Raw genomic sequence first — 12,526 nt, 5'->3', positions numbered from 1 at the left:
TACCTCGTCATAGGCGCCTTACGCCTACGATTTTTGGCTATTAATCGCTTCGGGAGAAAGACGATGAAGGCAAGCAAGCACTCGCCTCGGGCGTTGCTGTGTTCAGTACTATTGTCCATTCCTCTGTTAGGTCAAGCGGAGACTGTTAATTGGGCGAATTGGCTCAATGGCCAGATAAGCAAGCACCCAGAGGTACTGGCAGCGACAGAGCAGGCGGCAGCGCGGAAAGAGGACGCTGAGGCAAGCGAACAACCGCTGTATAACCCGGAATTGTCCGTGGGAGCAGACAGAACGGGCAGTGAGAATAACTTTGAGGCAGGACTGTCACAAACGATCGATTGGTCTGATCAACAGGGCGCATTAAAGGAGAAGGCAAAGCTGATCAGGCTTTCTGCGCAAGCTGGCTTGAGCGAAGCAGTTCTGACACAAACGTCTGAATCATTGTTTGCGCTTGTCGAGTGGCGCGCTACTGAGCTGTTTGAGGAAATTGCTGAATCCCAACAGCAGCGCCTGGATGCCTTGCTGGACCAGGTTGAACAGCGCCAGCAGGCAGGTGATCTGGGGCGAGCCGACGCAGAGCTTCTGTTTTTAAATCTATCCCGTCAGTTGAGCGAAGTTGCCCAGGCAAAGGCCGCAGTTGATCGGGCAGAAACTCAGGTTAGAGAACGTCTGCCGGACTGGAAGCCTCAGGATGGGGGAATCCCCGAGTATATCTGGCCAGCGCTGGAGTCCCAGATTGGTGAGGCTGATCTGCTGGCACACCCCTCCGTTGCAGTCGCTCGAGCCGAGTGGCAGGTGCTGAAAAGTGAGGCAGAGGTTGCCAGACGTAAAGCCAAGGCATCGCCGACAGTAGGGCTGAGCGGAGGGCGTGACGGGGGCGAGAATGTGGTTGGCCTGACATTCTCGATCCCTTTGAATGTCCGTAACAACTACAGCGCTGAAATCCGGGCTGCGAATCGACGGGCTTTGGAGGCTGAAGCGCGGTTTCAGGCACTTTATCGGAAACAGCAATATGACCTATCGGGCGCCCGGGCTGCCTGGAAGCGATACGACAAGCAACTCCGTCGATGGAAAGAGCTGTCCCAGGGGCGTGTACAGCGAAGTGCCGACTTGTTGGAGAAGCAGTGGCAGGTCGGCGACCTCTCCACCTCTGAGTATCTCCAGGCGCTGGGCCAGCGCGCGGAGAGCCTGAAAACCGGTATTGAACTGGAAAAGCTGGCGCAGCTGGGCCTGATTGAGCTCTTGAGACAGTCTGGCGAACTGACCACCCCCTTCCAATAATATTCTGGAAACTGGATATTCATCATGAAAAAAACTCTGATTTCAGTATTTGTTTTGACGCTGTTTATAGCTCCCCCTTCATTGGTGCAGGCAGAGGAAGATGCTCATAACGAGGCGGGCCATGATCATGCCGCCGGTGGCGACAATCATCGAGAAGGCACCGGTGAAGAGGATGAGTATGAGGGCGGGCATGCTGAAGAACGTGAGCATGAAGAGGAAGAAGGTCATGGCCACGAAGAGGAGAGCGATGGTGGGCATGAAGAAGCAGCTACCGCAAGCATCAATGCCAAACAGAAAGAGCTCGCCGGCATTGAGGTAGCAACCCTCGAGAGCAAGCGCGTTGACTATGAAATCTACGCTCCCGGTGAGCTGCTGACCAACGGCTATACCAGCTATCACGTGTCCCCCCGGGTTGCCTCGGTGGTGTTGAGACGTCACGTGGAATTGGGTGAGCACGTAACCAAAGGTCAGCAACTGGTAACCCTGTTCAGTGAGACGGTGGCACAGGCGCAGGCCGATTACAGGAAAGCTTTTCCTGAATGGGAGCGAATCAGCGGGCTGGGTCGTTCCGTGGTTGGTGATCAACGGTTCAATACCGCGAAAGCCAATATTGAAGCGGCGAGGGCGACTCTTCTTGCTTATGGGCTAAACGATGATGACATTGGTGCGTTGAAGGCCAGCGGCGTAGGTAGTCTCGGTGAATACACGCTCAGGGCTCGCGTGGATGGCGCAGTGCTGACCGATGAGTTTGAGCAAGGACAAAGAGTTGAAGCAGGCCAACCGCTGGTGACTCTGGCTAATGAAAGCGAACTTTGGGTAGAGGCTCACCTGCCAGCAAACTCCGACATTGTTCTTAAGCAAGGGGCAGAAGCGGAAGTAAGAGTTGCAGGTCGTGTAGCTGTGGCAACGGTATCCCAGGAAGCTCATACCATTGACGCTGTGACCCGCACGCGGATTGTTCGGTTGGAACTGGACAATCCTGAAGATCGTTTCCATCCCGGAATGTTTGCAGATGTGTATTTCCTTTTTAAAACCAGGGAGCCGGTGCTTGCGGTGCCGGAGAGTGCGTTGATGCGAGGCGCCGATGGCGACTGGACGGTCTATGTGGAAGAGGCTGAAGGGGAGTATGAGCCTGTTGAAGTGAAACTGGGTCGCTCAATTGGCGGACTCCGTGAAATTTTCGGCCTGACTGCGGGCCAACGGATCGTTTCGCGGGGCGCGTTTTTTGTGGCCTCTGAAATTGCCAAAGGCGGCTTTGACCCACACAACCACTGATTCCGGGAGCCATTATGTTCAACCGAGTTGTCGACTGGGCGGTTCAGAACCGCCTGTTGGTTCTTATTGCGCTTGCAGTGCTTATCGCCACGGCCGCGTTTCAGATCCCAAAACTGAATCTTGATGCTTTCCCTGACGTTACAAACGTCCAGGTTGCTGTTAATACAGAGGCACCCGGACTTGCGGCTGAGGAAGTCGAGCAGTTGATCACCTATCCCATTGAAGCGGTTATGTATGCATTGCCGGATGTTGAGGAGGTTCGGTCCATCTCCAAAACCGGGTTGTCTGGTGTCACCGTGGTCTTTAAAGAGGGCACGGATATCTATTTCGCGCGCCAACTGGTATTCGAGCGGTTGCAGGCCGCGCGGGAGCTGATTCCGGACGGGGTCGGGGTGCCTGAAATGGGCCCGAATACGTCCGGTCTCGGCCAGGTCTACCAGTACTTGCTAATAGCTGACCCGGATTCTGGGTACGACGCAATGGAATTACGCAGCTTGCACGACTGGCTGGTCAAGCTGTTGCTGATACCCGCCGAAGGGGTAACAGAGATTCTGTCGTTTGGCGGGGAGGTCCGTCAATACCAGGTCAACCTGAACCCGGCGCGAATGCTGTCCTATGACTTATCACAGAACGACGTCATGGACGCCCTGGAGAACAACAACTCCAATGTTGGGGGCTGGTATATGGGCCGCGGACAGGAACAGTTGGTTATTCGCGGTATGGGCTGGCTGGGTAATGGCGAGCAGGGGCTGGAGCAGATCGGTCAAGTGCCCGTTAAAACCAGTGATGGCATTACAGTGACGGTGAGCGATGTCGCCCAAGTAGCGCTGGGCACTGAAATTCGCCAGGGTGCGGTGACCATGACCCGGAAGGATGAAGACGGTCAAGTTGAACAACTGGGTGAAGTGGTTTCTGGCATTGTACTCAAACGAATGGGGGCCAATACAAAAGCCACCATCGACGGCATCGAGGCCCGCATTGATCGCATAAATCAGGCGCTTCCGAGTGGGGTTCGTTTTGAGCCCTATTACAACCAGGCGGATCTGGTGACCAAGGCCGTAGAGACGGTGACCAATGCGCTTCTGTTGGCTTTTGTGTTTATTGCGATCGTGCTTGCCCTGTTTCTGATGAATCTCCGGGCAACAACGCTCGTGCTGCTTTCTATACCGATTTCTATCGGTATTGCGCTGATGATCATGGCCTGGTTCGGTCTCTCGGCCAACTTGATGTCTCTGGGCGGCATTGCTGTGGCAATTGGCATGCTGGTGGACGGCTCTGTTGTTATGGTCGAGAACATGTTCAAACATCTGACGCATCCCGATGCTGAGCATGACGCCCATCGGGATGAATTGGTTGAAAACGACCCCGATCCGTTGGACGCGTCACACGATGATCATGGCATTGCGCTTAGACTCCAGGAAGCCGGCCGGGAAGTGGCGCGCCCCATCTTTTTCGCGACGGCGATTATTCTGGTCGTTTTCATGCCTCTGTTCAGTTTTGAAGGTGTGGAAGCCAAGCTTTTCCAGCCAATGGCGATCAGCATCATGCTGGCCATTGTGTCCGCTGTGATCGTCGCTCTGGTGGTTGTGCCTGCGTTGGCTTCGTTTCTGTTTCGCAAGGGTATTCGGGAGAGGGAAAGCTTCGTTTTAAAACCTCTTGAGAAGCTCTACCGCAAAGGCCTTGACTGGTCGCTGAAACACACCAGATCTGTTGTCGGTGCTGCCGCTGTTCTTGTGGTGCTGGCGGCTCTGGTCGTGCCTCGACTCGGCACGGAGTTTGTCCCTGAACTGGAGGAAGGAACGATCAACCTCCGGGTGACACTGGCCCCTTCATCAAGCCTCGATACGGCGCTTGAAGTGGCACCAAAACTGGAGGCCATGCTGATGGAATTTCCAGAAGTGACTTACGCTTTGTCCAGGGCTGGCCGAGCAGAAATAGGCGGCGATCCGGAGCCCGTTAACAATATAGAGATCTATATTGGCTTAAAACCAACTTCGGAGTGGACCAGCGCCAGTAATCGCTATGAATTGCAGGCCTTGTTTGAGGAGAAGCTCGAACAGCACCCTGGGCTACTGTTTAACTTTTCTCAGCCTATCGCGACTCGGGTTGATGAATTGTTGTCGGGTGTTCGTGCGCAGTTGGCCATCAAACTCTTTGGCCCGGATCTCGACGTACTGGCAGAGAAAGGCCAGATGATTGAAGCGGCGGTCCGAACAGTTCAGGGAACACGAGACGTGGCCATGGAGCAGATTGCTGGTGAAGCGCAGTTGGTGGTTCAGCCTGACCGTCAGGCACTCTCCCGGTACGGACTTGCCGTGTCTGATGTGATGAGTGTCGTCCGGGATGGACTGGGTGGTGCCGCTGCGGGACAGATCATCAACGGAAATGAGCGGTACGATATCTATGTGCGTCTGGCCAAACGTTTCCGGGAAGACCGGGATGCCATTGCCGATTTCAGGTTACAGGCGCCGTCCGGAGCCTGGGTGAGACTCGGTGATGTGGCCGATGTGTCTATTGAGTCCGGCCCACCGCAGGTGCGCCGCGATGACGTTCAGCGCCGTGTGGTTATTCAGTCCAATGTGCAGGGTCGTGACATGGGCAGTGTGGTTGCCGATATTCAGGATACCATCACGTCAGAAGTGAACCTTCCCCCCGGCTATTCGGTTGACATTGGTGGTCAGTTTGAAAACCAGCAGCGGGCCCAGAAACGATTGACGATTGTGGTACCTGTATCTCTGGGCCTGATCGCGCTATTGCTGTACTTTGCTTTCAGTTCGGTCGGTCAAGCATTGTTGATTCTGGTCAACGTGCCGCTTGCCGTTATTGGTGGCGTCTTTTCACTCTGGATCTCCGGTCAGTATCTTTCAGTGCCCAGTTCCGTTGGATTTATCACACTGTTTGGTGTGGCGGTGCTTAACGGGGTCGTTATGGTCGAAAGCATCAATCAGCGAATACAGGATGGGTTAAGCGTGGATGCCGCGGTGTTTGAAGGTGCCGTCTCCCGTTTGCGTCCTGTCTTGATGACAGCAATAACCTCGGCACTCGGTTTGATACCGATGCTATTGTCGACGGGCGTGGGTGCGGAAATCCAGAAGCCATTGGCCAGCGTGATTGTAGGTGGTCTCGTGACTGCGACTTTCCTAACGCTTTTTGTTTTGCCGGCTCTATTCACGCGCTTCTCAAGGGCTAAACTCGATGATATGCAACGGTAGAAGAGAGGTGGAAATACACAGTTTTGATTGCGAGCAGGGGAGGGTGATCCCTCCGTCATAGCGGGGCGGAGGAATTATGGTTGTGCTCTACTCTGGGAAAGGAAGCACAACTGTAATTCTGGCGCCCCCTGTTTCTGAGGGGCCAATGTTCATCCATCCGAAATTGTCTTCTAGTATTTCGGACACGATGGACAGTCCCAATCCAAATCCAGAAACGGTTTCGTCAAGCCGGGAACCTCTATCCATCACTTTCGAGGCCGCTTCTGGAGTAATCCCAGGGCCGTCGTCTGCAACTTCTATCGTTAGCCCGGAATCGGTCTGGCTTATTGAAACGTCAATCTCCGCCTGACTCCACTTCCCGCCGTTTTCGAGCAGGTTACCGAATAACTCTGATAGGTCCTGACGCTCCATGGGCCAACTGAAGTTATTCTGCAAGGGGGTATTGATACGAAAACTCTTGTCGGGAAAGATTTTTTCCATGACAGAAATGACGTTGTTTGCTATTTCAATTGGCAAACATGATTGCCCCATCTGCCTGCCGGATATATCTGCCTTGCTCATGCGGTAGTTCAAGGACCGGCTTAGATCCCTTAAGTTGGACATCATGAAATCTATGTCGTCGCGGGACGGAGGTAATGAATCAGTGTCTGACAAGATTGCGAGATTGGCAGAGATTGAGGTCTTTACCATGTGAGAAAGATCAGAATTGAGGCGGCGGTGGCGGTCAAGACGGCGACTTGCTAGTTCAAGTAGGTTATTGAACTGTTTGATCAGCGGACTGAACTCCTCTGGTGCGTCAGGATTCAAGCGAGGTTGTTTGCCAGATTGCAGGCGTCTCATGTCGTCCTTGATGTGTTCGATCGGTTTCAAGGCCAAATACGTAGTGGCGCCTACGAGGGCCAAGAGAACAACAAGTAATAATGCGGAGACAGCAAGCAAGGTCAGGTGAGCCCCAATGGATCGCTCAGCGAGTCCACTTTCCATTTCCAGGATGGTGATTGACGAAAGCGAACTATTAACTCCGACACCGCGTTTCAATCCAAGAAGGCCATCTGCACCTTGGGATATTTCTACAAAGCCCGCAGGCTTTTCTGAAACAATGCGCAACGTTGTTTGATCTATGTTGCTACTGGCAATGATGCTTCCATCTTTCATTTCGACGATCAGGGCATGTTCCAGCAGCAATTGGAATCGATCAATCATGCTGCTGATCTGGTCGGGCGTGGGCGTCTCGTTTTCAATGATGGTTTGAAAACTCTCCACCTCCTTTTCAAGGCGATGTTTTCTGGATTCGTTCGAAAGTTGCTCTATGACATAAGTGTGCGAGAAAAAAATAAGTAGAAAATACAAGAGGCTGAAAATAATGCCATATTGGAGTGCAGTTTTTCGGATGCTCTTCTGCGCTGTCATGGTGTTAGTTATGGTCGGTTGAGCGGGAGGCGCTAGCTGAGGGCTAGAGAGGCGACTGAGCCTAAAATCATAGATGGGATTGGAGCATGTCGCAACTCACCTGACTCTGAAGGGGGGGGCTGGTCGTTCGCGTAAGCTCGCCACATCCTGCCTGAATAGCTGTGGGCCTGAAGTTCAAGTGATGTGAAGATCTTTAAAATACGTCCACTTTCAAATGTGTTTAAGGTTTCGATGTTCTACTGACTGGGTAAGGCGATTGAATTTCGTTGGTTGAATAGAATTACTTATCGGAGCTGTTTATGAAAAAAGTGTCTGTGATTTTAATAGCATCTTTTCTAGGAACCGGGGCTTCCATAGTCCTCGCAGGGGACAATGGCGGGCAGGCAGATAGGTATAACGAAGCAAGAAGCTACCCTGATAAGAGTATCGATGAAAGGACTTCCGACTATCGCTTTGAAGAAAGCGAGACGGTTAAGAAACTGAAGGAAGAGCATCGAATAATCAAGGAGCTAGTTGCTGATCTTCTGGAAAAGCAGTGATTTTTTGATTTTTCTGCGAGTCAGGTTAGAGTTACTGACATGACTCGCGATACGGATTTTTAGCTAATGTCTCTCGCGAAATAGTAACCTTGCCCTCTCAATGTTTTTATTCTGCTTTTTCCAAGGATCTTCCTAAGCCTCGCAATGTATACTTGAACAACATTTCGAGTTGGGCATCTTTCGATATTGTAAAGCGATTCAACAAGGTCATCCTGGGAAAAGACTCTGTCAGGAGATCGAAGGAAGCATTGAAGAAGCCGATACTCTGTCGCGGTTAGCCTGAATTCTTTATGATCGGGAGTCGTCAGCGTTCTGTAGGTTGAATTTAGAAGAAACCCATCAACTGCTATTTTATCAGTTGTTCGCCCGTCTTTTCTTCTTATGATGGCGCTAAGTCGAGCTTTCAGTTCATCAAATTCGAACGGCTTGGGAAGATAATCGTCAGCGCCGGCATTCAGGCCTTCAACTCTCTCTGTCCAGTTGGACCTGGCAGTTAGAATCAGGATGGCTTCATCTTTGCCGTTGCTTCTCCATTTTTGCATCAAAGAAAGCCCGTTCTCGTCGGGCAGTCCTATATCCAGGATGATCGCCTGATAACTGCTTGTCTCTACGAAGAAATTTGCCTCTTTTCCGTTTTGGGCAACATCTACAGTAAAGTTTTCTTTCGCGAGCCAAACGGAAATTTTTTCTGCGAGTACCGCGTTATCTTCGACAATAAGAACTTTCATCTATAAGCGCCGTCTCTGGATGTTGGAAAATTGTGGCTGTCACCCTTCTCGAGAGCAAATCAAAAATAGCTCAGAAATCGGGCTTCAAGCGACCCGCTATCAAAACAGACGAAGCTGAATCTAGCTTGAAAAAGGCATTACTGTGAGGAAAGTTTTCTAAACAAACACTATCCACATGTGATCGCTTAACCGCATACTAAAAATCTCAGCCGAGCCCTCCCAGTACTGGGAACGTGGATAGCATCCAGGTAGCAAATCGGGTCATCTGGCCGGTTAATACCATTACGCCCATTACAATTAATACCAAACCAGCCAGCGCTCTCAACGGTCTGCTCCAGCGGCTTAGCCCGCGTACCCGCTTGCGAAAATGTTCAATGAATACTGCTGTTCCAAGGAATGGCAGCGCCAGCCCTAACGAATACAGGGCCAGATACAGCATCCCTGTTTCGGCACTGGCGTGCGTAGAGCTCAGGGCCAGAATGGCCCCAAGTATGGGGCCGATACAGGGCGTCCAGCCGACGGCAAAGGCCACGCCCAGCACAAAGGCTGCCGTCGGCCGTCCACCTTCGAGTGTCTGCCCCAGTCGCCAGTCGCGTTGCAGCGCGGGCATACTCCACCAACCCAGCATAAACAGCCCCATCAGCACAATCAGTGCGCCTGCCACCAGGTTGGCTTCCCGGCGATAGGCCATCAGCCATTGGCCCAGGAGGCTGGCGCTTGCGCCGAGCGCGACGAAAACCAGGCTAAACCCCAGTACAAAACAGAGGCTCAGCCAAAAAGCCTTCAGCCGGTTCGAGGTGTCACTCACCGCCCCGCCGGTAACCACGGACAAATAGCCGGGCACCAGGGGAAGAGTGCAGGGGGAAAAGAAAGACACAAGGCCGCCGATAAAAGCGGCCAGAGTGCCCCAGGTTGCGAGGTCCGGCATATCAGAACTCGTATCGTTTGACGCTTTGAGCCTTGCCGTCGGCGGTAAATGCCATCACGTCATAGTTGTCCTGTCTGCCTGTTTCCATGCCCGGAGAGCCATGGGGCATGCCAGGCACGGCGAGGCCGAGTGTCTTGTTGCCGAATGGGTGAGAATGTGACTCCAGGTAGGCCTTGATGTCATCGGCTGGAACATGACCCTCGATTACCACGCCGTCGATAATGCCGGTATGGCAGGATGCCATGTCTCGAGGGACCTGGTGCTGAATCTTGATTTCGTTAATGTTGCTTGTGTTCTCAATGTTCACTTCAAATCCATTGCGCTCAAGGTGTTCCGCCCAGTCGGCACAGCACGAGCAATTGGGGCTCTTATAAACCGTTATGGCATGAGCGGTTTTACCAGATGCGTCGTTTTCGGTGGTGGGCTCTGAGGCTTGAAGTTCAAATCCAATAGCAAACGCGCTCACAATAAGCGTGATTGAGCCAGCGGCGATAGAAGCTTTCATAATGTGTTCCTGTAAAAAATTGAGTAGGGCTGGTGCCTTATTATTAATTTGGCACCAGTCGTTTTAAACGTGAAGGTTCTCATCGTAATCTCCTGCGGGCAGGTCTGGGCCTCGTTAGGCATTGCCAGAACTGCGCCTGTATAGGAACGGATATTCGGGAGCCGAGCTTTGTTGCCTGACCATAACAACACAGCAAATCAGAAGAGAGTGTCTGGTGGGGGTGTTAGAACGTCGGCGATAGGACTTTGATACACCGCTATGGTTAGTGCGGTATGAGATAGTGCAGTGTGCTTGAAAGGCGGGACCGAGTTTACGGCTACGATTCCGTGCAGCGGCATGAAGGCGCACTGGGCTGCGATTCGCAAACAGCTCATGTTTTTAGGGCTGCTGCAGTTCATCGGTATTTTGGCGTCTCTGGTTTCTGCATCAATTGCAGAGGCATGATTCATTCCGTTGCAATGAATCATGCTGTTGGTCGTGTGCGTGGTGGAACCACTCGTCACGCCAGCATGTCCCTGTGACAGGGAGCCGAGCAAAAGCAAAATACTTAGCAATGCTGCGGTGACGTTGCGGAGGCGCATGGGTTGTTCCACTTCAAACTGTGACGCCAAAGTATAAAACCCCGGAGCAGCTCATACGTCAAGCATTGGGTTTGGTTTTAAGGTTGTAAGTGGAACTTTATGCCAGGGAACAGCGCAAGGGTCGTTATTGTTGAGAGAGTAACTGGTACCCCCGGCAGGACTCGAACCTGCTACCTTCCCCTTAGGAGGGGGACGCTCTATCCAGATGAGCTACGGGGGCTGATCGTCAGAAGGCGGGTATGATAGCGGGCTAAGTGATGTGTCTCAAGGGCTTGCGGGAATACTTCCAGAATAGAAGGAGATCGCTGTGACAGAAATTCGGCTGAAGCGTGCCTATGATGAGCCGGCTCGTTCTGACGGGCCAAGGCTGTTGGTTGATCGGGTATGGCTTAGGGGAGTCACGAGGGAAAAGGCCAATTTGACCGAGTGGCTGAAGGGCTTGGCGCCTTCCAATGAACTTCGGAAGTGGTTCGGTCACGATCCAGCCAAATGGGACAGTTTTCTGGAAAAGTATCGACAGGAACTGACATTGACCGATAATGCGGACCTTAGCACTCTGGCATCCTACGTTGATAACCACGAACGAATCACGCTGGTATTTGCAGCCAAGGATACAGATCATAATAATGCGGTAGCGTTGAAACAGTTTATTGAGGCGAGGCAGCTACCGCTTTGATCGGGCACAGGGGATATCAGACGCATTGAAGACAGCAGCACAGCACACTTCCAGGACACCGCCGCAGCCGTCGCGTTTAAGCGTGATCGTGCCTGTTTGGCAGGAAGCCGCCACCATTCGCGACACCCTGGATCATCTGCAGCCGCTCAGGTCGGCAGGCCATGAAGTCATTGTGGTGGACGGTGGCAGTGATGATGGAACAGCCAGGCTGGCGCAGGGGCAATGTGACCGTGTCATCCAGTGTGGCCGTGGAAGGGCGCCGCAAATGAACGCTGGCGCACAAGCAGCCCATGGCGATGTCCTTCTGTTCCTGCACGCTGATACCCGGTTACCGGATTCTACTCTGGCGGCACTGGAGCAATTTAATGCCAGCCGTAAGGCATGGGGGCGGTTTGATGTGCGTCTCAGCGGCAAGAGAGTGCTATACCGGGTGATCGCCTGGTTCATGAATCAACGCTCCTGGCTGACGGGCATCGCCACTGGCGACCAGGCTCTTTTCGTGCGTCGGCCGGTATTTGAGGCCTTGCGCGGCTTTGAAGAATTGCCATTGATGGAGGACGTGGAACTATCCTCCCGGCTGAGGTTGGTGTCACGACCTTTCCGTATTACCGATCCGGTGGTCACGGACAGCCGACGCTGGGAACAGCACGGTGCCTGGCGTACTATCCTGTTGATGTGGCGACTGCGCTGGCGCTATTGGCGCGGCGACTCGCCAGAAACCCTTGTTGCTCTCTACCAATCGGATGTCCGTAATGCCCGTCAATCCTGATGCTTCAGCACTGGTTATGCAGTTTTCCAAATGGCCGGAAGCGGGCAGGGTGAAAACCCGTCTGATGCCGGAACTGGGCGCAGAAGGGGCTATGGCGGCACACATCAGGCTCAGCCTGGCCGTGCTCGATAATCTGGTGGCCAGTGGTTATACCGTCCGTTTCCTGTGGGACCGGGAACTGAAGAGTACACCGGAAGGGGCTACTCCCGTCCTGGAAAGGCTTGAAGCCCACGGCGTTGCACAAGCCTTGCAGCAGGGCGACGTGCTGGGAGAGCGTATGGTGCAGGCGCTGGAAGCAGGGTTGGGTGGGTTTGGTAAGGCGATGATTGTGGGCAGCGATTGCCCCTCTGTCGATGCGGACTATGTGCGTACGGCGGTGGCAGCGCTGGACGAGGTGGATGTGGTGCTGGGCCCGTCGGAGGACGGCGGCTATGTTCTCATCGGTGCTCGCCGGGTCATCCCGGGTATGCTGGCCGACGTCGCCTGGGGAACGGACAAGGCTTTGTCGCAAACCTGCGACCGCCTTACGCAGGCGAATGTGTCGTTCAGGTTACTTCCGCAACGATGGGACGTGGATGAACCCGAAGACTGGCACCGGTTCACGGGCCAGTCTTCAGGCTGA

11 protein-coding genes and 1 tRNA gene are annotated in these 12,526 nt (G+C 53.3%); 7 read left to right on the top strand and 5 right to left on the bottom strand.

Features of this window, described 5'->3' with window-relative positions:
* Positions 1-63: 63 nt before the first annotated feature.
* Genes MDG893_RS00260 through MDG893_RS00250 form a run of 3 tightly spaced genes read left to right on the top strand, consistent with a single transcriptional unit; the run spans position 64 to position 5,768 of the window.
* Entirely contained in the window at positions 64-1,281 is a 1,218-nt protein-coding gene (locus MDG893_RS00260; RefSeq protein WP_007151690.1) for a TolC family protein, read from the top strand.
* 24 nt (positions 1,282-1,305) lie between these two features.
* Entirely contained in the window at positions 1,306-2,556 is a 1,251-nt protein-coding gene (locus MDG893_RS00255) for an efflux RND transporter periplasmic adaptor subunit (RefSeq protein WP_007151689.1), read from the top strand.
* Positions 2,557-2,570: 14 nt separating this feature from the next.
* Positions 2,571-5,768 (top strand): efflux RND transporter permease subunit, encoded by a 3,198-nt coding sequence (locus MDG893_RS00250; protein WP_007151688.1) that lies wholly within the window; start codon positions 2,571-2,573, stop codon positions 5,766-5,768.
* A gap of 87 nt (positions 5,769-5,855) precedes the next feature.
* On the opposite strand, the gene MDG893_RS00245 is transcribed toward MDG893_RS00250, so the two are convergent.
* The gene (locus MDG893_RS00245; RefSeq protein WP_007151687.1) at positions 5,856-7,178 is read right to left on the bottom strand and encodes a sensor histidine kinase; all 1,323 of its coding nucleotides are present in this window, start codon (positions 7,176-7,178) and stop codon (positions 5,856-5,858) included.
* Positions 7,179-7,477: 299 nt separating this feature from the next.
* Here MDG893_RS00245 and MDG893_RS00240 point away from each other — a divergent pair, with 299 nt between their 5' ends.
* The gene (locus MDG893_RS00240) at positions 7,478-7,717 is read left to right on the top strand and encodes a hypothetical protein (protein ID WP_007151686.1); all 240 of its coding nucleotides are present in this window, start codon (positions 7,478-7,480) and stop codon (positions 7,715-7,717) included.
* 59 nt (positions 7,718-7,776) lie between these two features.
* Here MDG893_RS00240 and MDG893_RS00235 read toward each other — a convergent pair whose 3' ends face one another.
* The 4 genes from MDG893_RS00235 to MDG893_RS00220 form a co-directional block, all read right to left on the bottom strand.
* Positions 7,777-8,445 carry a response regulator transcription factor gene (locus tag MDG893_RS00235; protein ID WP_007151685.1) on the bottom strand — a complete coding sequence of 223 codons (669 nt, stop codon included), beginning with the start codon at positions 8,443-8,445 and terminating at the stop codon, positions 7,777-7,779.
* Between the two features lie 205 nt (positions 8,446-8,650).
* Positions 8,651-9,373, bottom strand: a complete 723-nt coding sequence (locus MDG893_RS00230; RefSeq protein WP_007151684.1) for a cytochrome c biogenesis CcdA family protein — start codon at positions 9,371-9,373, stop codon at positions 8,651-8,653.
* Position 9,374: 1 nt separating this feature from the next.
* Positions 9,375-9,878 carry a DUF411 domain-containing protein gene (locus tag MDG893_RS00225; protein ID WP_007151683.1) on the bottom strand — a complete coding sequence of 168 codons (504 nt, stop codon included), beginning with the start codon at positions 9,876-9,878 and terminating at the stop codon, positions 9,375-9,377.
* A 724-nt stretch (positions 9,879-10,602) separates the two neighbouring features.
* Positions 10,603-10,679: transfer RNA gene (locus tag MDG893_RS00220), tRNA-Arg, on the bottom strand.
* Positions 10,680-10,766: 87 nt separating this feature from the next.
* Here MDG893_RS00220 and MDG893_RS00215 point away from each other — a divergent pair.
* The 3 genes from MDG893_RS00215 to MDG893_RS00205 are packed head-to-tail and all read left to right on the top strand — an operon-like array spanning position 10,767 to position 12,526.
* Entirely contained in the window at positions 10,767-11,135 is a 369-nt protein-coding gene (locus tag MDG893_RS00215; RefSeq protein WP_007151682.1) for a DUF488 domain-containing protein, read from the top strand.
* A gap of 25 nt (positions 11,136-11,160) precedes the next feature.
* The gene (locus MDG893_RS00210) at positions 11,161-11,904 is read left to right on the top strand and encodes a TIGR04283 family arsenosugar biosynthesis glycosyltransferase (protein ID WP_157132713.1); all 744 of its coding nucleotides are present in this window, start codon (positions 11,161-11,163) and stop codon (positions 11,902-11,904) included.
* On the top strand, positions 11,888-12,526 hold the full coding sequence (locus MDG893_RS00205; protein WP_007151680.1) for a TIGR04282 family arsenosugar biosynthesis glycosyltransferase: 639 nt from the start codon (positions 11,888-11,890) through the stop codon (positions 12,524-12,526). Before MDG893_RS00210 ends, MDG893_RS00205 begins: the two co-directional genes overlap by 17 nt.

The organism is Marinobacter algicola DG893, assembly GCF_000170835.1.
GTDB classification, from domain to species: domain Bacteria; phylum Pseudomonadota; class Gammaproteobacteria; order Pseudomonadales; family Oleiphilaceae; genus Marinobacter; species Marinobacter algicola.
This window is presented reverse-complemented; position numbering and strand designations above follow the sequence as displayed.